18 protein-coding genes and 1 tRNA gene are annotated in these 22,908 nt (G+C 57.4%); 11 read left to right on the top strand and 8 right to left on the bottom strand.

The window, feature by feature from the left end:
* Positions 1–122 precede the first annotated feature (122 nt).
* Together M5M_RS06125 and M5M_RS06130 are read left to right on the top strand one after the other, a co-directional pair.
* Positions 123–482, top strand: a complete 360-nt coding sequence (locus M5M_RS06125) for a winged helix-turn-helix domain-containing protein (protein ID WP_015046603.1) — start codon at positions 123–125, stop codon at positions 480–482.
* Between the two features lie 9 nt (positions 483–491).
* The gene (locus tag M5M_RS06130) at positions 492–1,091 is read left to right on the top strand and encodes a nucleotidyltransferase (protein WP_015046604.1); all 600 of its coding nucleotides are present in this window, start codon (positions 492–494) and stop codon (positions 1,089–1,091) included.
* A 137-nt stretch (positions 1,092–1,228) separates the two neighbouring features.
* Here M5M_RS06130 and M5M_RS06135 read toward each other — a convergent pair whose 3' ends face one another.
* Positions 1,229–2,527 carry an NAD(P)/FAD-dependent oxidoreductase gene (locus M5M_RS06135; protein WP_015046605.1) on the bottom strand — a complete coding sequence of 433 codons (1,299 nt, stop codon included), beginning with the start codon at positions 2,525–2,527 and terminating at the stop codon, positions 1,229–1,231.
* 379 nt (positions 2,528–2,906) lie between these two features.
* Here M5M_RS06135 and M5M_RS06140 point away from each other — a divergent pair, with 379 nt between their 5' ends.
* Positions 2,907–3,224: a hypothetical protein gene (locus tag M5M_RS06140; protein WP_015046606.1), complete on the top strand. Its 318-nt coding sequence runs from the start codon at positions 2,907–2,909 to the stop codon at positions 3,222–3,224.
* Between the two features lie 124 nt (positions 3,225–3,348).
* Here M5M_RS06140 and M5M_RS20955 read toward each other — a convergent pair whose 3' ends face one another.
* A complete protein-coding gene (locus M5M_RS20955) occupies positions 3,349–5,193 on the bottom strand; it encodes a S8 family peptidase (protein ID WP_015046607.1) in 1,845 nt (614 codons plus the stop codon).
* A gap of 747 nt (positions 5,194–5,940) precedes the next feature.
* A tRNA-Pro gene (locus M5M_RS06150) sits at positions 5,941–6,017 on the bottom strand.
* A 153-nt stretch (positions 6,018–6,170) separates the two neighbouring features.
* On the opposite strand from M5M_RS06150, the gene M5M_RS06155 reads away from it, so the two are divergent.
* Positions 6,171–7,433, top strand: coding sequence for an ABC transporter substrate-binding protein (locus M5M_RS06155; protein WP_015046608.1), 1,263 nt, complete (start codon positions 6,171–6,173; stop codon positions 7,431–7,433).
* On the top strand, positions 7,430–10,444 hold the full coding sequence (locus M5M_RS19385) for a hybrid sensor histidine kinase/response regulator (RefSeq protein ID WP_015046609.1): 3,015 nt from the start codon (positions 7,430–7,432) through the stop codon (positions 10,442–10,444). The genes M5M_RS06155 and M5M_RS19385 overlap by 4 nt, the downstream gene beginning before the upstream one ends.
* A 9-nt stretch (positions 10,445–10,453) precedes the next feature.
* Here the strand turns inward: M5M_RS19385 and M5M_RS06165 are convergent, their stop codons facing one another.
* Together M5M_RS06165 and M5M_RS06170 are read right to left on the bottom strand one after the other, a co-directional pair.
* A complete protein-coding gene (locus tag M5M_RS06165) occupies positions 10,454–11,716 on the bottom strand; it encodes a M24 family metallopeptidase (protein WP_015046610.1) in 1,263 nt (420 codons plus the stop codon).
* A gap of 126 nt (positions 11,717–11,842) precedes the next feature.
* Positions 11,843–12,802 (bottom strand): AraC family transcriptional regulator, encoded by a 960-nt coding sequence (locus M5M_RS06170; protein WP_015046611.1) that lies wholly within the window; start codon positions 12,800–12,802, stop codon positions 11,843–11,845.
* Between the two features lie 155 nt (positions 12,803–12,957).
* On the opposite strand from M5M_RS06170, the gene M5M_RS06175 reads away from it, so the two are divergent.
* The 6 genes from M5M_RS06175 to M5M_RS06200 all read left to right on the top strand — a co-directional run bounded on the left by M5M_RS06175 (position 12,958) and on the right by M5M_RS06200 (position 18,766).
* Entirely contained in the window at positions 12,958–14,310 is a 1,353-nt protein-coding gene (locus M5M_RS06175) for a flavin-containing monooxygenase (RefSeq protein ID WP_015046612.1), read from the top strand.
* A 6-nt stretch (positions 14,311–14,316) separates the two neighbouring features.
* Positions 14,317–15,207, top strand: coding sequence for a bile acid:sodium symporter family protein (locus tag M5M_RS06180; protein ID WP_015046613.1), 891 nt, complete (start codon positions 14,317–14,319; stop codon positions 15,205–15,207).
* Between the two features lie 2 nt (positions 15,208–15,209).
* On the top strand, positions 15,210–16,163 hold the full coding sequence (locus M5M_RS06185; RefSeq protein ID WP_015046614.1) for an SDR family oxidoreductase: 954 nt from the start codon (positions 15,210–15,212) through the stop codon (positions 16,161–16,163).
* Complete coding sequence (locus M5M_RS06190; protein ID WP_015046615.1) at positions 16,160–16,963, top strand: SDR family NAD(P)-dependent oxidoreductase; 804 nt, start codon at positions 16,160–16,162, stop codon at positions 16,961–16,963. Before M5M_RS06185 ends, M5M_RS06190 begins: the two co-directional genes overlap by 4 nt.
* A 57-nt stretch (positions 16,964–17,020) precedes the next feature.
* A complete protein-coding gene (locus M5M_RS06195; RefSeq protein ID WP_015046616.1) occupies positions 17,021–17,752 on the top strand; it encodes a sulfite exporter TauE/SafE family protein in 732 nt (243 codons plus the stop codon).
* A 204-nt stretch (positions 17,753–17,956) separates the two neighbouring features.
* Positions 17,957–18,766, top strand: a complete 810-nt coding sequence (locus M5M_RS06200) for a hypothetical protein (RefSeq protein ID WP_016389262.1) — start codon at positions 17,957–17,959, stop codon at positions 18,764–18,766.
* Here the strand turns inward: M5M_RS06200 and M5M_RS06205 are convergent.
* The 3 genes from M5M_RS06205 to nirD form a co-directional block, all read right to left on the bottom strand.
* The gene (locus M5M_RS06205; protein WP_015046618.1) at positions 18,752–20,521 is read right to left on the bottom strand and encodes a bifunctional protein-serine/threonine kinase/phosphatase; all 1,770 of its coding nucleotides are present in this window, start codon (positions 20,519–20,521) and stop codon (positions 18,752–18,754) included. The genes M5M_RS06200 and M5M_RS06205 overlap by 15 nt on opposite strands.
* A gap of 103 nt (positions 20,522–20,624) precedes the next feature.
* A complete protein-coding gene (locus M5M_RS06210; protein ID WP_015046619.1) occupies positions 20,625–22,094 on the bottom strand; it encodes a NarK family nitrate/nitrite MFS transporter in 1,470 nt (489 codons plus the stop codon).
* A gap of 480 nt (positions 22,095–22,574) precedes the next feature.
* Positions 22,575–22,898, bottom strand: a complete 324-nt coding sequence (gene nirD, locus M5M_RS06215) for a nitrite reductase small subunit NirD (protein ID WP_015046620.1) — start codon at positions 22,896–22,898, stop codon at positions 22,575–22,577.
* Positions 22,899–22,908: the final 10 nt, after the last annotated feature.

The raw sequence follows: 22,908 nt of genomic DNA on the forward strand, positions 1-22,908 counted from the left end.
TGCCTTTGGGCATTTGCAGGCTGCTGAATAGTCCCGGCGGCGGATCAGATGATTGTTTGCATCTTGTAATTACCAATACTTGGTATATATTTACCAATACTTGGTAAATATGGATTTTCCCGATGTTCGCCCTTAAAGGCGTGCTGCGCGCCGATACGCAGGAAAAGATACTGATATATCTGCTGACCCGGGAATCGGGTTACGGCTCGGAGATTGCTGCGTTTTATAGCGTCGCCGTTAATCCCGTGCAAAAGCAATTGGCGCGTCTGGAATCCGATGGTGTGGTGGTGAGTCATCTGGTGGGCAAGGTGAGAGTGTTTCAGCTTAACCCCCGTTACCCTTTCTTAGAGCCACTGAAGTTGCTGCTCAAGGCGGCCCTGAATGCCTACCCGCCTGCACTCAGCCAGGCATTGCTGATTAAGAGAACCCGGCCAAGACAGGCGGGCAAACCATTGGTGGCGGCAAGGACAACTGAAGAATAAGGCCGGTTCATGACCAACTTTAGGGACATTTCCATTACCGAATTGGCCGGCATTGTTGCAGAGCATCTGGCGGAATGCGGCATTGAGGTGGTATTGGTTGGCGGACTGGCGGTAGAGATCTATACGGAAAACCTTTACCTGACCAAAGACATCGATATGGTGAACACCAACTATCAACCCACCGCCAAGTTACACGCCGCGATGGAGCTACTTGGTTTTTACAAGCAAGGCCGGGTATACGTTAACGATTCAACGGCGATATGTGTTGAGTTTCCGTCTGCGCCGCTGTCTGTTGGTGATGAGCTGGTGAAGTCCACGACGAAAGTTCTTGTCAACGGCAGGCACATTCCCATCCTGACAATTCAGGACATCGTGAAAGACCGGCTGTCTGCATTTATCCATTGGAGAGACAATCAATCGCTGGTGCAGGCCACTGCGCTGCTAATCAAAAACCAACTCTCCCCTGAAAAATTCAAAGCATTTTTTGATCGGGAAGGCGGCAACTATGCCTTGCTTCTCAAACTGCATCGGGTATCGGCTGAACACCAATACCAGACCATGAAAGAAATAGAACAGGCATTGTCAGAAATACTTATTAAGCAACTCTGATTCTTCAACGAGCCTCAATAACGGCCGCTCTTCGGGCGCGCGTTAGTGTTAGCAGGCACCCCGATTCCTCTGAATGTCATTTGGCAGTAAGCCACGGTGGGTTTGGCTACGCCAACCCACCCTACGGGCCTGTTCTGTTATCCGAAAATCGCTTCTTTGGCCAGGTAGTAACTCATCCCCGCCCCCAGCGCGAGGTTGGAGAGAGTGCGGCCGAACGGCAGGCGCCAATGATGCACTTTGGCGAGGATGTCGAAATTCTCCCGCTCGCCAGCGATGGCGTCGGCCAGTACTTTGCCCGCCATGTGGGTGGGCGCTAGGCCGTGGCCGGAGTAGCCCTGGGCGTAGAAGATGTTGTTGTCGATGACGCCGAACTGGGGAATGCGGTTCATGCTGATGCCGATCTTGCCGCCCCAGGCAAATTCCACGTTTACGCCTTCCAGCTCCGGGAATATTTTCAGCATGTTGGGCGTGAGCGCGGCGCGGATGTCTTTGGCTTCCTGGCCGAAGTAGTTGCACAGGCCGCCGAACAGCAGGCGCTTGTCGGCCGAGAGGCGGTAGTAGTCGAGCGCGATGCGCATGTCGTACACGCCCATGTCGGCGGGCATGAGGGCACGGGCGCGGGCTTCGCCCAGTGGTTCGGTGGCCATCACGTAGCTGGGCGCGGGAATCACCATGCCATCAAGTTTATCCACCAGGCCGAACATGTAGGCGTTGCCGGCCATGACCAGGTGGCGCGCGGTGATGCTGCCCTGCTCGGTTACCACGCGCGGTTTATCGCCGCGCACAATGCGCTGCACGGGTGAATGCTCGTAAATGTGCGCACCCAGTTTTTGGGCCGCCTGCGCTTCACCTACACAGAGTTTGAGCGGGTGTACGTGGCCGTGGCCCATGTTCACCAGCCCACCCAGGTAAACACCGGTGTTCACAAACTGGCTGACTTCATCTTTGCCCACCAGTTGCAGGGATTTCTGGTAGCCGTTGGCTTCCATTTGCTGTTTGTATTCCTGCAGCTGGCGTAGGTGTTTGTCCGACAGCGCGGCGGTGAAGTGGCCCCATTTGAGGTCGCAGTCGATCTGGTATTTTTCCACCCGCTCGCGAATGATTTCCACGCAGTCCACGCCCATTTGCCAGACTTTGCGATAGGCCTCATCGCCTTGGCTGTTGCGCACCCGCCAGGTGCCGTCGCCCATGTTGCCGGTAATCTGCCCGCCATTGCGGCCACTGGCGCCCCAGCCAATGCGGTTGGCTTCCACCAGTGCCACGCTGTAGCCCCGCTCCACCAGATGCAGCGCCGTGGATACGCCGGTAAAGCCGCCGCCTACGATGCACACATCCACGGTTTTATCGCCGGTAAGCGCGGGAAAGGCCGGCCGGTTTTCAAAGGAATGGGCGTAGTAGCTGTGGGTGTGTTCTGCTTTGGTGATGTCACTGCACATGGCAACCTCCGGGTAACGAATGGGCAAACTTTAGCCAGATGAGGATTCCAGCGCCATACACTGATCAGGGCATGGTGTCGGGGGCTATGCAGGGCTTAGGCGGGTAGTACCAAGGGGTCTGGCCCGACCGGGTCTGGCCCCTTGGTAAACGAGACCCCTTGATAAGCGCACTACTGTACCTATTGCTGGAGTCGACAAATATGTACTGAGTAAAATCCCCGGCCGCAGTCACCAAAGTCTGAAAACCTGAGGCTTTGCCGACATAGGCTGAAGGGTTTTGGGATACCCTCCAGACCTACAACTACCCTGCTCAGCGATCTGATTTCAACGGCACAAGTAGCGAGCCATTGTGAAAGATATTTCATACGGAGATCGGTAAATGCTTAATTACAGTGGAAGTGATGCGCATGCCCGCGAGATTGCCCTGCACTATGCCAACACCTTAAAAACCGACACATTACTGATGGCAATCATAGCGGGCAAAGCGCCTGTCACCTGCGCAAAGGAAGCGACATTGCTTGCTGAGTTCTACTGGCAAATGCTCGACTTATCCGCCTCGGATGAAAAACACGGTGTCGCGGTATTGGGTGAAGTACACAACGAGCACTGGATGCAGCGCTTACTCAATATTATCGGCGGATACCTTGAACAGAACGGTTATGCAGATGAGTGGGAGACGGTCTGCGACCGGTACTGATCCAACGAAGAAAAAGCCGAATTACGGGCCCTTCGCATTGAAGTATTGGCATAAAATTCCTTAATCCCTCCACATAAAAAAGGGGCAACGAACGTTGCCTTTGATCCAATCAACTAGCTGTCTGTCAGTTCGCTTCCAGCCGCAAGGTCACGTTGGACGAGGTGGAGTAGCCACGTACATCCAGGTGCCAGGTGCCGCCTGCGGGGTTGTTGAAGGTACAGGTTTCGTTGTTGCCCCAACGGTAAGGCCTGCAGTCGTAGGCGCTGGTGGTTGAAGGGGCGCCGTAGCGTACGTACAGGTCTGCATCGCCACTGCCGCCGGAGATGGACACTTTCAGCTGGCTGTAGCCGGCGGGCAGGCTGTAAGTGTAGCGCGCCCAGCTGCCGCTGTTGACGTTAACGGTGTCAATCACGGTGTTCACCGGCGTAGGCCCGGTGGACGTGGAATAGCTGCCGGTGAGCGAAACGCCACTGAACGAGCTGTAGGCTTTCACCCGCACATGGTAGGTGCCGGGGCCCTGAGTCATGGTGCAGGTTTCGTTGTTGCCACCGGCGTAGGGCCGGCAGTCGTAGGTGGAGTCTGTGGGTGCGGCACCGTAGCGCACGTACAGGTCGGCATCACCGCTACCACCGCTCATCTGGAAGGTGGGGCTGCCGGAACCGGCGGGCACTTCCATGGTGTAGGTGATGTCGTTGCCGGTGGTGGCGCTCAGGCCGGTGACCGGTACCCCATTCTCCAGGGTGTCTCCGCCGGGTGGTGGCGGTGGTGGCGGGGTGCTATCCAGCAGCGAATAGGCCAACAGATTGGGCGAGCCCTGCACGTCGCTCACCGCGCCGGTGGTGGCCGCGCCTTCAATGCCGGCCTCTACCTGGGCGGGCGTGGCGTTGGGGTTAGCTTGCAGATACAGCGCTGCAACACCAGCCACGTGCGGGCTGGCCATGGAGGTGCCGCTCATGGTGGTGCTGCCGCCCGATTGGGAGGTGGAAGTAATGCTGGAACCCGGAGCGAAAATATCCACGCAGGAGCCGTAGTTAGAGAAGTACGAACGGGCATCGCCCTGCGCGGTGGAACCTACAGTAATCGCACTGGGCGCACGCGCCGGGGAGTAGTTACAGGCATTGGCGTTGTCGTTACCGGCGGCAACCACGGTGGTGACACCGGCGGCAACCAGGTTGGCCACGGCATTATCCACCGCACTGGAGGCGCCGCCGCCTAAGCTCATGTTGGCCACGGCGGGCTTCACATGGTTGGCCGCGACCCAATCGATACCGGCAATCACGCCGGAGTTGGTGCCGCTGCCGCTACAGTTGAGTACGCGCACGCCCACCACAGTGGCGCCTTTGGCCACGCCCCAGGTGTTACTGGCAACGGTACCGGCCACGTGGGTACCGTGACCCTGACAGTCGGAGCTGTTGCCGTCGTTATCAATAAAGTCCCAACCGTTTTGTACGCGGCCGCCGAAATCGGAATGGGCGTTAACACCGGTATCAATTACGTAGGCGCGTACACCGGCACCGGTGGCGTTGTAGTTGTATTTGGTGTCGAGCGAGGACGATCGCTGATCAATGCGGTCCAGGCCCCAGGTGGCATTGTTCTGGGTCGCGTTGATCGACACCACCTGATCCTGTTCAACAATTTCCACCAGCGGGTGATTGGCTAAACGCTGCGCCGCTTTGGCGCTCATGCGCATCACCGCACCTTGCACCGCCGCGCTGAAATGGCGATCGGCGGTGGCGCCGTGGGCTTTGGCCAGCTCGCTGACTTTGGATTCCACCAGCGTGCGCATTTGCGAAGCCGCGACCATCTGGCCGGGTGGTACCAGGCTGTTGGCTTTGAAGACCACAATGTATTGATCTTCTACGGCATTTTCCGCGGCGGCGGCGATGAATTGCCCGGCCTGGGCGCTCGCGCAAGCGGCAACGCCCACGGCAAAGGCCAGTGGTTTTAATGCATTGAGAGTTTTTTTCACGATTGTTCCTCGTATTATTCTCAGCCACGTGTGTGACACTTTATTGGTGAGCATTCATTCGATGACAAACAGCATCTGAACTGCATACATCTCAGAGGTATCGAAGAAATGAGACACGCTCCGCAATCGGGAGGCATGCCGGACCAATGCTAGAAGATGGCGCTGGGATTGGTGCGCAAGTATTAATCAATTCATTTGGCATTGATGAACAGTTGTTGCGCGGGATGATTTAAGTGCCTGAATCTGTTGGCGTTTGGGTCGGTGCGGATGACGTGCTTTTCAGTGATTTCTGGCAGAGTGCGGATTCAAATCCACACTTAGGTATTGGGAAGAGCGTACCGAAAGGTTAGGAAAAAAGGAAAAAAATGGGGTGGATGGGCGCGCGGGATTGAAGGCAGCGCAACGATTTTTTGTGTGATGTTTTTGGTGCCGTGGGCGTGGGTTGGGGTGCCAGGTTTTGGGTTGGTGTTTTAGGGAAGGAATTGGTGGTGGATTGCGCTTTGCTTAATCCACCCTACCGGGTTGGGTGTGACAAGAGGTGGTATCAGGGTGTTCTTGGGGAGAGGAATGGTCGGTGTGAGAGGATGGCCTGACGGGCGTCCTGCCCGTCACCCTACGGGCGCTGGCGCGGGCGCCATTGTTCCCGACAATGGCTCGAACCTGCGGAGGTTCTCACCCGCTCACACCTGACGTGCCTTTTGGTGATAAAGAAACGGACTGGAATTTTGCGAGTTTCTGGAGGGGGGTTGGTCGGTGTGAGAGGATTCGAACCTCCGACCCCTTCGTCCCGAACGAAGTGCGCTACCAAGCTGCGCTACACACCGATGTCTGAGCCCGCGTATTGTAATCAGATTTTTACGTTGTGCAATGCGCCGCCTCTACGCGCGGGCGGAGGGGTGGGATGACTGGGGTTAAACCGGCAAATCCGGGCTCAGCTGCTACATTTATCAGGTAGTGTTTAATCATCAGGTTTTACTATGGTCTGGCTATTTGCGCGTGGAAGCGCCGCCCGGGCACGGAAGGTGCGGTGCCTGCTGGCCATTTTCCTGCTTGGGCCGTGGGCTGTGGCCTGGGCCAGCGAGTCCCCTGCCCCCATTCATATCTATCTGGATGCCGACCGCACCCATAATCAGGCCTCGGCTATCGCCATTGAGCGGGGGCTGCAGGTGGCGCTGGATGAAGCGGATAATCAGGTGCAGGGCCGGCCGGTGGCGCTGGTTACCACCGACCACCGGGGCAACAGCCTGCGCGCCAAGCGCAATATGGAGCAGGCCTTTAACGACCCTTCAACGCTGCTGGTGATGGCCGGCATGCACTCCCCGCCGTTGATCAAGTACCGCGATTACATCAATGAACAGCAAATGCTGACGCTGGTGCCCTGGGCGGCCGGTGGGCCGATCACCCGTTACAGCAAAGGCGAGAACTGGATTTTCCGGTTATCGGTAGACGACACCAAGGCCGGCCAACGGCTGGCCGCGTATGCACTGACAGACAAACACTGCAAACACCCTCACCTGCTTCTGGAGCGCACGCCCTGGGGTGCCTCTAACCAGAAGAGCCTCACTGCAGCATTCCAGGGCAAGCTGCCCATCGAGCCGCCCACCAGCTGGTTTAACTGGGAAGTCAGCGAAGAATCTGCGCGCATCATGTTGCGCAGTATTGTGAACAGCCAGGCAGATTGCCTGATTTTTGTGGGCAACGCGCGCGATGGAATCACGATCATGAATGCCGCCCACTCGCTGGCGCAATGGCGCACTATCCCGGTGATCAGCCACTGGGGAATAACCGGCGCCGACTTCAGCAAACGGGTACCGCACGCCACGCGCGAGGCGTTGGATCTGAGTTTTCTGCAAACCTGTTTCTCGTTCAATGCGCCCGATCTGCCGGCGCGTGCACAAAAAGTATTGAACCTGGCCAGCACCCGCTACCCGGGTATCCGCTCAGGCAAAGATATTCAGGCGCCGGCGGGTTTTATTCACGCCTACGATCTCGGCCGCCTGCTGCTTACTGCGCTGAACCGAATCTCTCTTGGCGACGACATGCCCACCAACCGGGCAGCCTTGCGGCGCGCGCTGGAAAATCTGCCGACACCGGTGGAAGGCTTGGTCAAAACCTATCAACGTCCGTTTGCCCCCTTCAGCCACAAAGCACCAGACGCACATGAAGCGCTGGGCCTGGACGATTTATGCATGGCCCGATACACCGCTGACAACAGCATAGAGTTACTGGCCAGCCCATGAGCAATCCGCCCACGGCACAGGATGCCTCACCGCACCGTATTGTCTGGCTGTTTCTGGCCATGCTGGGCGTTGCCTTTCTCGCAGCATTGATTGTGAGTATCTGGCTGGTGGGGCAAAGCGTGAGTCAGTCGGTTCAGTTGCTGCAAAACACCACCAACCAGACCGAGGTGACGCTCACCACGAATCAATTGGATCTGTACATTGCCGATCGGACCCAGGCGCTGCGCGATATAGCCAATTACCCGGTGGTAAAAAATGCGGTCATGGAAACCGGCCTGGGCCTGGCCGACCTGAATGACTTTATTGACGATTTGCGGATTCTGGGCGAACGGGAAGAACTGGCTTTACTGAACCTGGCCGCCGAACCCATTTATCAGCGTAAACCCGCCATCCAGACCTTTACTGAATCCGCCGCCTGGTTCCAGCGACTGATGGCAGGCGGCACCAGCCATGAAATCAACCTGATTGCGCGCGACGGCAAATCCTTTATCCAGATTGCGGTACCGGTCGAATTATCCGGCTACCCAGAGGGCGTGTTGGTGAGCCAGATCGGGCTGGATCTGAATCAGCTGTTTGGCAATGCCATCGGCGCCGACAAGCGGGGCCTGGTACTGGAAAAGGCAGATGTCCGCCTGCAATCGGCACACAATATTCCGCCCGATCAGGCCGTCGTCTTTGAACAGCAGGTGGGCAATACCGGCCTTAACCTGCGCTATCTGGTGGATACCAGCGAACTGCAGGCCAGCCAGACCTCGATTCTGATCACCATTATGGTGAGCGTTGTGATCAGCCTGCTCGCCACGTTTGGCATCATCAGTGTGATTGGCAAGCGCACCTTGCTCACGCCTTACCAGCGCCTGCAGGCGTCACAAACCAGCCTGAAAAACGCCAAGGAAGAAGCCGAGCGCAACGCCATTCTGGCACGCAGTTCGGAGGCGGCCCTGCTCATCGAAAGACGTGCACTGCAGCAAGCCAGAATCGATGCGGAAGAAGCCAACCGGGCAAAAAGCGAATTTCTGGCCAGCATGAGCCACGAAATCCGCACCCCCATGAACGGCGTACTGGGCATGCTTACCCATGTGCAGCGCAGCAACCTGGATAAAACCCAGGCTCACCAACTGGCACTGGCCCGCACCAGTGCGGAATCCCTGCTCACCATCATCAACGATATTCTGGACTTTTCCAAAATCGATGCGCGCAAACTGGAATTGGAATCCCTCGATTTCTGTCCACTCAAGCTATTGGGTGATGTGGCAGAAAGCATGGGCGAACGCTGCGCGGAAAAAAATCTGGAGCTGATACTGGATTTTCGCGAGCTGCCGGCGGTTTTTGTGAAAGGCGATCCATCCCGGCTGCGCCAGATTGTGATTAATCTGTTGGCCAATGCGATCAAATTCACCCAACAAGGTGAAATTATTTTACGCGCATCGCTGAAAGAAAACGCCGATCATTTTTTGCTCGGTCTCGATGTTGAAGACACTGGCATCGGCATCGATGCCAAGCAACTCGCCCACCTGTTTCAACCCTTTACCCAGGCCGACAGTTCCACCACCCGCCGCTATGGTGGTACGGGTCTCGGGCTCACTATCTGCAAACACCTGTGCGAGCTGATGGGTGGCGATGTCAGTGTTGAAAGCGTGGTAGGTGAAGGCTCGCGTTTTCACGCTCACATCCAACTCCTGCATTCCGAGCGCCAGCGTATTCCGGTGCCCGATATCCGCCAGTCTGCCATCCGGATTCTGGTGGTGGATGACAACGCCACCAATGGCAGTATCGTGGCCGATCAACTGAAGCGCTGGGGTGCCGACACGGCACTGGCCGGCAGCGGTGAACAAGCGCTGATTCAACTTAATCACGCGGTCAGGGACGCGCCTTTTGATCTCGCCATTATCGACCTGTCCATGCCCGACATGGATGGCCGGGCACTGGCCAAAGCGATCCGCGCCACACCGTCCCTGGCAAATCTGAAACTGGTGCTGATGACATCTTTCAGCCAATACGGTGAGGCGCGCGAATACGCCGCGTTGGGTTTTCACGCCTATTTCCCAAAGCCGGTCACCACGGAAGACCTGTACAAAGCCATCGCGGTGCTGATGGACGATACCCACATGCCCGAACCGCTGGTGACCCAACACTACCTGCGCGAACTGAACGGTGCCCAGGCCAATCCGACCAACCTCAAAGGCACGCAAGTGTTGGTGGTGGAAGACAATGTGATCAATCAGGAAGTGGTGCAAATGCTGCTGGAAGACGCCGGCATTGTGTGCACGTTTGCCAACCATGGGCAGGACGCCATCGATCAACTGAAACAAGCCGGCAGTGCCGCGCCGCAGGTAATACTGATGGATTGCCAGATGCCGGTGATGGATGGCTTTGAAGCAACCCGCGCCATCCGTCGCGGCGACGCCGGCGACGCCTTTAAAACCCTGCCCATCATCGCCATGACCGCCAATGCCATGCAGGGCGATCGCGAACGTTGCCTGGCGGCCGGCATGTCCGACTACCTGAGCAAGCCAATCGACCCGGACCTGGTGATGTTAACGCTGACCAAATGGGTAACGCCCGAGCGCGCGCCTAAGAGCACCGACGCTGCACCGCTGCCTGACTCCGACACTTCAACCGCCGGTACACCTGCGCCTGCCATTGCCAACGATGCACCGGCCTGGGATAAAGCCAGCGCACTCAAACGCGTGCGCGGCAAACGCCACTTACTCAATAAATTAATTCAGTTGTTTGTGGACGATATCCACAACCGGGTGGCCGCCATTGCCGATGCCACGGCGCAATCCGACGCTGAAGCCCTGCGGCATGCATCGCATGCCCTGAAAGGGATCGCCGGTAATCTGGGCCTGATGCAATTGTTTGAAACCTGCAAAATCATTGAATACAGCGCAGATGATTTCCGTTTTGTGCAGGCACAACTGGCCCATTTGCACGAGCAGGTAAATACCTGTCTTGTGCTGCTGGAACAGGAACAGGCAGATTTCAAAAGCGAGCAGGCGGCGTCCTGAGTCCGCCCGTTACGCGAGCGAACCGAGCGGATTGTTTACATTTTCCGGCGGCCGGGTAAACCACTGGGGCCCCTGCTCAGTCATGTAAATACAATCTTCCAGACGCACGCCGAAGTCGCCCGGCAAGTAGATACCGGGCTCGTTGGAAAAGCACATACCCGGCGCCAACGGCGTGGTTTCTCCGCGCACAAAGTTCACCGGCTCGTGACCTTCCATGCCGATGCCGTGACCGGTGCGGTGGGAAAGCCCCGGCAATTGGTAATCGGGACCGAAACCTTCCTTCTGATAAAACGCGCGCACGGCATCATCCACCTTGCCTGCAGGCACGCCGATTTTCGCCGCTTCAAACGCGACGTTCTGCCCCTGTCGCACCAGATTCCAGATGCGGGTTTGTTCCGCATTGGGCTCGCCGAATACGAAGGTGCGGGAAATATCCGATTGGTAACCTTCCACGGCACAACCGCAATCCATCAGCACTATCTGGCCGGGTTTGATTTCCTGGGGCTGATCGGTGCCGTGCGGATAGGCACTGGCTTCGCCAAACAAGGCCATGGTCCACACGCCGCTGCCACCGAGTGCGGTCTGGGCATTGCGCATCAGTGTGTTGACATCGGCGGGCGTCATGCCGGCTTGCAATTGACGATAGACTTCGCCGTAGGCACGGAGGGTAATTTCGTTGGCCTTTTTCATCAGCGCGATTTCGGTCGGACTTTTTATCATGCGACAACCCCGGGTGATGGGATCGGCCGACACCAGTTTCATTTTGGGCGCAGCGGCTCGCAGCCCGTCGGCCACAAACCAACGCACGCTCGCCTCCAGCCCGAGCTTGCCGGCTTTGATGTCGCGGTCTGCCAGCAACTGGGCCACGCGCTTAAACGGGCTTTCGTGTTCGTGCCAGGTGCGCACGTCGTCACCAAAGGTCATGGATTCGCGCACGCTGGGCTCTTCAAAAAACGGGGTAATCACGCCGATCTCGCCCTTGCGCGGAATCACCACACAGGTCAGCCGTTCGCTGCGCCACCATTTGATGCCGGTGAAATACAGCATGGCGGGGCCGGGCTCCAGCAGAATGGCATCGATCTTGTGCCAGTTCATCAACGCCTGCGCCCGCGCCACCCGCGCCTCGCGCTCGCGCACGGATATCGGATCTATGTCGCCGGTTATGGGCGTGAGTGCGGGGGTTACTGTGGCGTCGGCACTGCGCCCCGGGGTGGCCAGCGTCGCTGCCGCCATCAGGGCCGAGCCTTTAAGGAGTTGACGTTTGGTAATCATGCCGCATTCCTCTGTGGCGTTTTATGTTGTCGTGATTGCGCCTATTGTGGACCGCGGGCCGGTAAATTTCCCGACCGGGTTCGCACTAACTGGCAACAGCTGTTGAATGGACGAACACGCGCGCCGTTACCGCTGCCGGAATTGCGCCGGGGTCATGTTGCGCCAGCGCTTGAAGGCTTTGACAAAGCCGCGTTCGTCGCTGAAGCCGAGCCGGGCGGCAACGTCCATGACGTGCTCGCCGGCGTCCAGCCATTGCGCGGCCAGTGCATCGCGCACCTGATCCTGCAACAGTTTAAAACTCACGCCCTGTTCGGCCAGCTTGCGGTTCAGATGGCGGCCGCTCATGTGGATTTTTTCGGCAATGTCTTCTTTGCTGGCCGCGGGTTCCGCGCGGATAAGGTCCGCCACCTGGCGGGAAAACCCGGAGGCCGTGAGCGCGCCCAGGGCTTCATCGGCCAGCACCCGCATGCGCGCGTGTACCTGGGCGTTGGCCTGCACAATCGGCAGCGCCAGCTGGTCCACATCAAACACCAGCACATCGGCAATTTCATTCCAGCTGATGGGGCATTGCAACAGTGTAATGGCAGCGTCCGGGTCGGGCGGTGCGGCGTGGGCGAAGGCGATACGGCTGGGCTGGAATTTGCCGCCGGTTAACCAGCGGGTGGTGGCCAGGACCGAGGCCATTACCGCCGACACACGCTGTTCCCGCACTGTTTCATAGTGGGGCGCGTAAATGATGGTGCACTCACCGCCGCGGCGGGTTTCGCTGAAGTCGCCGCCCTCGCCCACAATGCGGTGGTAATCCATGAGCGCCTCCAGGGCATCGCCCAGAGTCTCGCAACTCATGAGCAGGAAACCCACCACATCCAGATGCCCGGGTTGGACGTTGAGCCCCGCCCGCAACCCGAACAAGGGGTCTTCGGCATAGCGCTCACAGGCCAACCAGACCTCATCCAGCAGCGCCAGCGGCAGCCGCTCCTCGGCCGCTTCCAGCCGCGCCTGCAGGGGCGCCGGCAAGGTCCGCCCGAGCTCGGCCATGGTCTGCACGATGGCGCGGGAGAAGTGGCTGGTCACGGTTAATGCCATGGTTTGAGTTCCTGGTTCCTAAGAGTCCTGAAAAGACCCAAGCTGTCCCGAATGGGCCTAGGGAAAAACCCCGATTTGCCTAACATAGGTACACGCACTAATACTTTGTGAGTAAACGCTCACGGAATCCGGCCATAATAACAGCAAACGAACCTATGACTGATCAATACGCACTTATCGGCGCCGGCCCCATGGGGCTGTGCAGCGCCCGCCAATTAAAACAGTATGGCATTCCCTTTGTGGGCTTTGAGCTGCACAGCGATGTGGGTGGCCTGTGGGACATTCACAACCCCCACTCCACCATGTATGAAACCGCGCACCTGATCAGCTCCAAGCACATGACGGAATTCACCGATTTTCCCATGGACGAATCGGTTGCCACCTACCCTAAGCACGACCAGCTGGGGCAGTATTTCCGCGATTACGCCAAGGCTTTTGATCTCTACCGTCATTACGAATTCAACACCCGGGTGGTGCAGGCCGAACCCAACGAAAAAGGCTGGCTGATCACCACAGAGCACGAGGGCGTGTCGCAAACGCGCCAGTTCAAAGGCCTGCTGATTGCCAATGGCACCCTGCATAAGCCCAACCACGTGGCATTGCCGGGCGTTTTCCAGGGTGAACTCATGCACGCCTCTGAATACAAGCGGCCGGAACAGCTCAAGGGTAAACGCGTGCTGATCCAGGGCTGTGGCAATTCGGCCTGCGACATTGCGGTGGACGCAGTACACGCGGCCGCCAGCGTGGATATGAGTGTACGCCGCGGCTATTACTTTCTGCCCAAATTCATCAAAGGTCGCCCCTCCGATACCCTGGGCGGTTTTATCAAACTGCCGCGCCGGGTCAAACAAGCGGTGGACGCGTTTATTATCCGGCTGATCATGGGCAAGCCCAGCGACTACGGCCTGCCCGATCCGGATTACCGCATGTATGAATCGCACCCGGTGATCAATTCACTGATATTGCATCACCTGGGTCACGGGGATATTCACGCGCGCGGGGATATTGCCCAGGTATCCGGCAAGCAGGTGACCTTTGCCGACGGCACCACGGCCGAATACGACCTGATACTGCAAGCCACCGGTTACAAGCTCGACTACCCTTTCATCGATCGCAAATGGCTGAACTGGCAAGGCATGGCGCCCTCCTTGTATCTGAATGTGTTTCATCCGCAGTTCGACAACCTGTTCATGATGGGCATGGTGGAAGCCACCGGGCTCGGCTGGCAAGGCCGCGACGAGCAGGCTGAGCTGGTGGCATTGGCGATCCGGCAACAGCAGCACCAGTCCGCCTCGGCCAGGCGCCTGCGCGCCACCGTCGAACAGCAGGCGCAGCAGCGCGCCGACGGTGGCTTCAATTATCTGGAACTGGAGCGCATGGCCTACTACGTGGACAAAACCACTTACCGCAATGCGGTGGCAACCCACTGCAAACAACTGAAGCAGGATTGGCCCGGCGATCTGCCGCGGGTTGCACCGGCACTCACCGAAAAACTCGCCGGCTGCTGATCACCCATGATGACCGAAGTGAGTTTTTCTTCCGGCCAGCTGGTGTTGTTGAACGCGATTCTGGCGCTGATGATTTTTGGCGTTTCGCTGGGGCTTAAGCCCGGCGACTTTGCCCGCATCCTCAAAGCGCCTAAAGCCCCCATCACCGGCCTGGCCGCGCAATTTATTTTATTGCCGGCGTTTACCAGTCTCGGCATCTGGTGGCTGGCCCCCGACCCGGCCATTGCTCTGGGTATGCTGCTGGTGGCGGCCTGCCCGGGCGGCAACTTTTCCAACATCATGACCTGGATTGCACGCGGCGATGTGGCCGTGAGCGTGAGCATGACTGCTGTGTCGAGTCTGGCCGCCGTGGTGCTGACACCGTTTAACTTTGCGTTTTATGCCAGCCTCAACCCGGTGACCCAACCACTGGTGTCCAGCATTGCCATCGATCCCTGGCAGATGATTAGCCTGTTCGTGCTGGTACTGATTATTCCGTTGGCATTGGGCATGCTGGTGGGCGCGCGCTTTCCGCGCTGGGTCGACAAAACCGAAGCGCCCTTCCGCATTATTTCAATGCTGATTCTGTTCGTGTTTGTGGGCATTGCCTTGTGGCAAAACCTGGATGCCATCGCCCTGGTGCTGGGGCCGGTGATACTCTGGGTGATTGTCCACAACGCCTTTGCATTGGGTGTGGGCAACCTGAGCGCCCGCCTGCTCAAGCTACGCCCGTCCGAACAGCGCGCCATTACCCTGGAAGTGGGCATACAGAATTCCGCCCTGGGGTTGGCCATCCTGTTTACCTTTTTTGCCGATCAACGCGCGATGATTCTGGTGGCCGGTTTCTGGGGCATCTGGCATCTCGTCACAGGCACCAGCCTGGCCTATTTCTGGAGTCGCCGCGCGCCGGCGGAGTGAACATGACTGCAAACACCAAAAAAATTCTCATCACCGGCGCGGCCGGCTACATCGGTTTTCAATTGGGTGAACGCCTGTGCCGCGAATACGCCGTGGTGGGTGTGGATATCCGTTCGCGCAACGATGCCCACTTCCACATTGAAACCATGGACATCCGCTCACACCGGTTGGCCCAGTTTATTGCAGACGAAAACGTCACCCACGTGATTCACCTGGCATCGGTTGTCGAGCCTTCGCGCGATGTGAGCCGCGATTACGATATCGATGTGAACGGCACCCGCAATCTGCTTGAAGCCTGTGTGAAAAACAACGTGCGCCACCTCACGGTCACCAGCAGCGGCGCGGCCTATGGCTATCACGCCGACAACCCGGCCTGGCTCAAAGAGTCTGATCCGCTGCGCGGGAACGACGAGTTTTCCTACGCCGCCCACAAACGCATCGTGGAGACCATGCTCGCGCGCTATCGCGAACACTACCCGGCCATGCAACAGCTGATATTCCGCCCGGGCACGGTGCTGGGTGCCAACACCAACAACATGATCACCCAACTGTTCAATGGCCGGCGCTTGCTGACGATTTCAGGCTCCGATTCACCGTTTGTGTTTATCTGGGATCAGGACGTAGTGGGCGCCATTGAACAAGGCCTGCGCGAGGATAAAACCGGCATCTACAACCTGGCCGGCGATGGCGCTTTGAGCATGCGCGATATTGCCGCGCTGATCAACAAACCGGTAATGAATCTGCCTGCGGGCCTGCTGCGTTGGCTGTTGCGGATTGGCAAGCTTTTGAAACTGACCCGCTACGGACCGGACCAGATCAATTTTTTGCGGTATCGCCCGGTATTGAGTAACCAGGCATTGAAGGATTCCTTTGGCTACCGCCTGAACAAAACCTCGCGCGAAACTTTCGAGTTCTTTCTCGCCCACCGCTCAACCGATACAGGCAATCCCTCATGAACCGCCCGGTTGCTTTGGTTACCGGTGCCGCCAGCGGCCTGGGCTGGGCGCTGTGTCAGCAATTGATCAAGGCCGGCTATGCACTCGCCCTGGTGGACAGGGATGAAGCCGGCCTGCAACAAAAAGCCGCGTTGGTTCCGCCAGCGCAATGCGCGCTGACCGCCGCCCTGGATCTCACCGACCGGGATGCACTGGACGCGTTGGCGATCAAACTGCGCGCGCTGCAGCGACTGGATTGTCTGGTGAATAACGCCGGCATTACCCACCGTTCGCTGGCAGAAAAAACCCAGCCGGAGGTGATTGCGAAAGTCATGGCGGTGAATTACCAGGCGCCGGTAGAACTGACGCTCTTGTGCCTGCCATTGTTAAAAGCCAGCCACGGCCAGATTGTGAATATCAGTTCCATGGCGGGCTGGATGCCGGTGCTGGGCCGCGCCGGTTACTGCGCCGCCAAAAGCGCCATGCACCAGTACTTTGAAGTGTTGCGCGCCGAAATCATGGACGATGGCGTGAACGTACTGATGGTGTACCCGAGCTTTCTGGATACCGCCATTGAAAAAAATGCCCTGGACGAAGACGGCAAACCCAACGCGCGGGCGCGCTCAACCATCGGCAGCATGCGCTCGGCCGACTGGATGGCCGAGAGAATTGCCACCGCCATTTTGTTCCGGGAGGAACGGCTGTTTCCCGACCGCTTCACGTTTTTTGCCAGTGTGCTGTACAAAATTTGCCCCCGTTTCTTTATTCACAACATGCGCAAAAAGTTTGCGGTGGAATTGAACGCCAAGGATGCTGGGTAGATAGACGTCTCTTTGTGACTGACTCCTGTAGTCGCACCGACAATTGGAAAATTTATTTTGAACTGGACACTGATCGGGCTGTTTATTCTAATCAGCTACACCCTCGAAGCCATCACCGGCTTTGGCTCCATTGTGATTGCCCTGTCCCTGGGTGCCCTGATCCTGCCGATGGATCAATTGCTGCCGGTGCTGGTACCGCTGAATATTTTCATGTCGGGCTTTCTGGTGGTAAAACACCGCCAGCACATACTCTGGCCCCTGTTGCTGAAAATCATCGCGCCCCTGATGGTGCTGGGCACTATTGCCGGCGCCTGGCTGCGGCCGGCGCTGGCGGGAGGATTGCTGGCGGTATTGTTCGCTGTGGTTATCGCCGTGTTCGGCGCGCGTGAATTGTATCGCAGCTTTGGCGCAAACCCGGTGCAAGCCCATCCCCGTTGGCTGAATCAATTACTGATGGCCGGCGCCGGCCTGACCCATGGCCTGTTTGCCTCCGGCGGCCCCCTGCTGGTGTTTGCCCTGGCCGGTACTCACGCCAATAAGAGCCAGATGCGGGCTACCCTGTTGGCGGTGTGGTTTTCCCTCAACTGCCTGCTCACCCTGCTGTTTTTGCTGGACGGACAACTGCTACCAGTATTGCCCAAAATCCTCATGTTTCTGCCCCTGCTGTTGGTGGGCGTCTGGTTGGGCGAAAAGCTGCACCACGCGCTGTCGGATCTCGCCTTCCGGCGGCTGATCTACAGCATCCTGCTGACCACGGGGCTGCTACTGTTGCTGCGTGCCTTGCTGTGAGGCATTTGGGCGGATTTTGCACCAATATTCAGCAGCGCCCGACGGCCATAACGGGCCGGGCGCGCAATAATTAGCAAAAAAAGTCACCGATAGCACCAGCTTCTTGCACAAATGCCAGCCCGGTATGCACCAGCGCCTTGAGGGCCAAATTGGTATAGCGATTGCAAAGTATCCTGGCAATAAGAGCTTGCTGAAGTTATTGCCATGAATGCAAACGCCCGCACCGAACGCACCCTGCCCGCCCAGGCCACCCATCAGGACCCGGGGTTAGCCCTGTTTGCCGAACTGATTGGCCTGCTGCAGATGCACCGGGGCGCGAGCCTGGCCGCCTTGGGGGGGCTGGAGAATTTCCACCAACAGGCCACAGCCCTGCACCCGCAAATCGATACGCTGCTCGCCAAAGTCGCTTACCAGGCCATTCAGACAGACCCGGCCCAGTGGCAACTGATCACCGGCGAATGGGAAAATACCCGTCGGCACTGGCGTCAGGATTCGGCGCTGGCGAATTTCGAAATCCATAATTTCCTGATCGAACAGTGCCACCGCCTGCTCTGGCAATATGTGGAAAGCCGCCCCCAACTGGGCCAAAGTGAAGCCGACGAATTCCTGTTCCGCGATGTGCCATTGCACGTGGAAGGACTGGGCCAATTGCGCGGGTTGGCGAGCTACTGCCTGACCCAGACACCCGACGCTGCCGAATACCAGCAGTGCCTGCCGCGCGTGGCTCAACTCAGTAAACAATCCCACTCCTCGCTGGTGGAAACCCAACGGGTGTTGATTCGCATGGCCAACCAATTGCAGAAAGCCAGCAGCCAGTACCCCAGCTTATTGCCGACACTCCAGGCCCGGGTGAAACTCACCGGCCAGTTTCTGCAAATGGTGCAGACGCAACTGGATGCCAAAACCGACGCGAAACCCCAACCCGAAAAATTATTCCAGATTGGTACCCTGGCGATTGAGGCAAATCAGAAAGTGTGGACCTTGCTGGCGCAAAAACGTTTACTGGCCGCCTGATCCCGACACCCAAATCCATTGGGCGATCAACAAGAGTGTCAACAACGCACTCAACCCCTTCCAGAATACCAGCGGATTACGTTCGATCAGCGGTGCGCTTTCGTGTTGTGACACCAGCGCACTGTTTGGCTTAGACAGATCTGCCAGTAATTCCGAATACGCCGCATAACGACCCTGAGGCCGGGCATTCAAGGCTTTCTTCAAAGCCAGATCCATCCATAAGGGAATGTCTTTTCTGACGGTGCGAATGCTGATGTAGCGCCAGGCATCGAAACTGCCGGGTGGATCGCGTTGCATATTGGGCAAGTGAAACGGCAATTTTCCGCACAGCATTTCGTAGGCAATCACCGCCAGCGAAAACAGATCCGAGCGATCGCTGCCCGGATCGCCCAACAGGTATTCCGGCGCGATGTAATCGACCGACCCCACCGGCACCTCTTCGAGCAAAGGCGAGGCAATTTCACCCAGGCCGGCAACATACACAGTACCAAAATCAATAATCACCGGCCGGCCACGCGGGTTGATAATGATATTTTCCGGCTTAAGATCCCGGTGAATCATGCTCAATCGCTGAAAGGCTCTCAGTGCATGCACTATTTTATCCAACAGTTCGCGCACCACGTTCAGATCCGGATTCGGATTATCGTAAATCCACTGGCGGAGGGTAATGCCCTCCACGTATTCGCACACATGGTATAGAAAAGGGCTGTCGTTGGGGCGCGGTAGTATTTTCATGACCCCGGGGTGATTGATGCGCGAGCCAACCCACTGTTCCCGGACAAATCCTTCCAGATATTGCGGGTCGTCTTTAAAGTTTTCAGACGGCGCTTTCAACACCTGCTGCTTGCCGGTGTTGCGGTCGCGCACGCGATAGAGGTGTGAACGGGTACCGGAATGCAGCACATCGATCACTTCAAAATGATCCAGCTTATTGCCTTCGGACAATACCGGCGGAATCACCAGCTGGCTGAGACTGCGATGGACCTCATCGATTTCCGCCAGTGGCAGTTCGTCCACGCGCACGAGCAAGCAGGTGATATTGTCATCGCTGCCCCGCGCCAGCGCGAGTTCAGCCAACTGTTTGGCAGCTTGCTCCAGATCTTCCGACGCGACCAGGGTTTCGCTCAACAGCTTGTCCGGAATCCATTCATGAATACCATCGGTGCTGAGTAGAAATACGTCGCCCGGTTGCACTTCTTCGGTCTGGTAATCCACCTCGAGGCGCGAATCCATCCCCAGCGCACGGGTGAGAAAGGTTTTTTCTCCGCCCTGTTGATGCACGTGATCGCGCGTCAGCTGTTCGATATGACCCGCGCGGTGCAGATAGATACGGCTGTCACCGGCATGAAAAATATGGGCGGTGTTGGATTTGATCAGCAAGGCACTGAAGGTGGTGACCAACCCGTCGTGCCGGGCACTGGCTTGTTGGCCGTGGTGATACAACCAAGAATTGAGTGAAGACAACACCCTTGCTGCGGCAGTTTTTACCGGCCAGGTGTCTGGGGTGGACAGGTAATCTTCAATAAACAGGGTGACGCAGGTTGAACTGGCTTGCTGGGCGTTTTCGCTGCAACTGACACCATCGGCAATACACGCTACGCCACCTTTCAGTGTGCGGGCACTGCCCTGGGGTAACAGGGCCGCAAACGCATCCTGGTTTTCCGGCTTGAGACCGGCGCTGGTGTAGCCACCAAAGCTCAGCTGGAGTTCTTTTTTCCCCACGACCACCTCTGCGATGGATTCCCGTGCATTCATACCCGTTCCCAGAAAAGCGGATGTGCGAAGCAGGTTACCGATGCGCAACCTGCTTCGCAGCTTAAACCACCCTGTTGCATAGACACAATGCGCAACAGGTGTGTTACGACACGGTAATCAATTCAACCGAGCCATCTTCGCGGACTTCTGCAATGTGGCCTTCCGGCTCTTCCATAAACAGCAGTGTGACAAAGCCCAGCACCGCAGTGCCTGCAATCACAAAGAAGAACGTGGAATAGTCCACCAGACTCAACACGGTCAGGTAAACCACTGCACCCACGTTACCGTAAGCGCCGGTCATGCCAGCAATCTGGCCGGTCAGACGGCGCTTGATCAGAGGCACAACCGCGAAAACTGCGCCCTCGCCCGCCTGTACAAAGAAAGAACAGGCCATGGCGGCAATGACTGCCATCACCAGCGGCCAGCTGGAATCCACCATTCCCATGACCGCATAGCCAACAGCCAGGCCGGCGGTGAGGATCAACAAGGTGGATTTGCGGCCAAAGCGATCGGAAATCCAACCGCCGCCCGGGCGCGACATCAGGTTCATAAAGGCGTAAGCCGATGCCACCATGCCCGCCATCACCGGGGTCAGTTCAAAGGTGTCGGCAAAGAACAGGGGCAACATGGAGACCACCGCCAGCTCGGAGCCAAAGGTCGCGAAGTACAATACATTCAGTACCGCCACCTGCTTGAACTTGTAACGATGCATTTCCGGCACCGGCTCTTTGAAGATATTTTTATTGACCTTCCAGACATGGGACAGCTCGTACAGGAACAGCAGGACCAGGCCCACGTAGCAGCCCAGGGAAACCGTTTCGCTCAGCATGCTCACACCCGCCGGCGACAACTTCCAGGTCAGCAATGCCAATGCGGCGTACATGGGCACTTTCATAATCACCAGGAAGAAGAAGTCGCCTTTACTGGTCACTTCCATGGCGCCCAGATTTTTCGGGCGGAAGTAGGTGGAGCCTTTGGGCGTATCGCTGACGTTGGCGTAGTAAACGAATGAAAACAACAGGCTCATCACGCCGGTGAGGCCGATGGCATAACGCCAGCCGTCGTCACCGCCAAAAAGCACCGCCAGGGTCGGCAGCGTAAACGCTGCTGCAGCGGAACCAAAATTACCCCAACCGCCGTAAATGCCTTCCGCGGTACCCAGCTCATTGGCGGGGAACCATTCGCTCACCATGCGGATACCAATCACAAAGCCGGCACCGATAAAGCCGAGCGCAAAACGGGCAATGGCCGCCTGCACAAAGGTGTCGGCCAGCGCAAACATGAAGCAGGGAATGGAACACAGCGCCAACAACCCGGAATAAACCACACGGGGGCCGTATTTGTCGGTCAGCATACCAATGATCACCCGCGCCGGAATGGTGAGCGCTACGTTCAGAATCAGCAGCGTCTTGATTTCAGACGGCTCCAGCCCCAAAGACGCCGCAACTGCTTGCAACAAAGGCGCAAAGTTAAACCACACCACGAAGGTAATGAAAAATGCCATCCAGCTCAGGTGCAGAATTTTCATCTTGCCTGTGAAGGAGAACAGGTTAAAGGACTTGGCCGTGCTCATGTCTTATCCCTGAAGAGTAGTGAATAAAAAGGGTATAAATTTATCTGAGGGGATATGAGCAAAGGTCATGCCTACTTTTTAACAGTTCGAGGCTTTTTGCATTTTGGGTGCGAAAGTCGCTTAAATCCGCGGAATTCTGGCCCCCGGCACCGGGCACACTCCCCAGCATGGGGATTCGCGCGCAAAGATAAGGCAGACGCCCGATCATTTTTGCACCCTTCTGGCCCAAAGCGCACCAGTGAGGGGCGCCCGGCGTAGGGGCGCCCAACATAGGGGCGACCGGCATAGGGGCGCGCGCGATAGGATCGCCCGATGTAGGTGTGAGAAACGCCAACCAGTAAAACAAAAAAAGCAGACGCAGGTTGTTTTGCCGGCAACTCGCACGCGGGGAGCTGCTGGCAAAACAACCTTTGTCTGCCAAAGGTGCAAAAAGAAACGATTAAAACAGTGTGGTCTGATCCTCAGACCGGTTAACAAATATCAGGCAGCAACTTCCACCTGACCATCCACCTCGCGTACCGCATAAACCGGTACCGAGATATCCTCTTCCAGGCATTTGCCCGTCGCCAATTCAAAATGCTGCTTGTACAGCGGCGAGGCTACCACCAGCGCATCGCCAATTGAGCCCTGAATCCCGCGCGACAAAATATTGGCCTTGCCAATGGGGTCGTAGTTATCCAGGGCATACAAGGTTTTGTCTTTCAGGGTCCGGAAAATCGCCACCTGTTTGCCCGCTACCAGGGCGCATACACCAGTGCCGGGCACAACATCGGCTGAACGACACACTTTTTGCCAATTGCTCATAGTTTTCTCC

The organism is Simiduia agarivorans SA1 = DSM 21679 (assembly GCF_000305785.2).
In the GTDB taxonomy this organism is placed as follows: domain Bacteria; phylum Pseudomonadota; class Gammaproteobacteria; order Pseudomonadales; family Cellvibrionaceae; genus Simiduia; species Simiduia agarivorans.

Bases quoted from the DNA above. Each gene is read 5' to 3' on its own strand.
- M5M_RS06125 (WP_015046603.1), top strand. From the start codon at position 123: ATGTTCGCCCTTAAAGGCGTGCTGCGCGCCGATACGCAGGAAAAGATA.
- M5M_RS06130 (WP_015046604.1), top strand. From the start codon at position 492: ATGACCAACTTTAGGGACATTTCCATTACCGAATTGGCCGGCATTGTT.
- M5M_RS06135 (WP_015046605.1), bottom strand. From the start codon at position 2,527: ATGTGCAGTGACATCACCAAAGCAGAACACACCCACAGCTACTACGCC.
- M5M_RS06140 (WP_015046606.1), top strand. From the start codon at position 2,907: ATGCTTAATTACAGTGGAAGTGATGCGCATGCCCGCGAGATTGCCCTG.
- M5M_RS06155 (WP_015046608.1), top strand. From the start codon at position 6,171: ATGGTCTGGCTATTTGCGCGTGGAAGCGCCGCCCGGGCACGGAAGGTG.
- M5M_RS19385 (WP_015046609.1), top strand. From the start codon at position 7,430: ATGAGCAATCCGCCCACGGCACAGGATGCCTCACCGCACCGTATTGTC.
- M5M_RS06165 (WP_015046610.1), bottom strand. From the start codon at position 11,716: ATGATTACCAAACGTCAACTCCTTAAAGGCTCGGCCCTGATGGCGGCA.
- M5M_RS06170 (WP_015046611.1), bottom strand. From the start codon at position 12,802: ATGGCATTAACCGTGACCAGCCACTTCTCCCGCGCCATCGTGCAGACC.
- M5M_RS06175 (WP_015046612.1), top strand. From the start codon at position 12,958: ATGACTGATCAATACGCACTTATCGGCGCCGGCCCCATGGGGCTGTGC.
- M5M_RS06180 (WP_015046613.1), top strand. From the start codon at position 14,317: ATGATGACCGAAGTGAGTTTTTCTTCCGGCCAGCTGGTGTTGTTGAAC.
- M5M_RS06185 (WP_015046614.1), top strand. From the start codon at position 15,210: ATGACTGCAAACACCAAAAAAATTCTCATCACCGGCGCGGCCGGCTAC.
- M5M_RS06190 (WP_015046615.1), top strand. From the start codon at position 16,160: ATGAACCGCCCGGTTGCTTTGGTTACCGGTGCCGCCAGCGGCCTGGGC.
- M5M_RS06200 (WP_016389262.1), top strand. From the start codon at position 17,957: ATGAATGCAAACGCCCGCACCGAACGCACCCTGCCCGCCCAGGCCACC.
- M5M_RS06205 (WP_015046618.1), bottom strand. From the start codon at position 20,521: ATGAATGCACGGGAATCCATCGCAGAGGTGGTCGTGGGGAAAAAAGAA.
- M5M_RS06210 (WP_015046619.1), bottom strand. From the start codon at position 22,094: ATGAGCACGGCCAAGTCCTTTAACCTGTTCTCCTTCACAGGCAAGATG.
- nirD (WP_015046620.1), bottom strand. From the start codon at position 22,898: ATGAGCAATTGGCAAAAAGTGTGTCGTTCAGCCGATGTTGTGCCCGGC.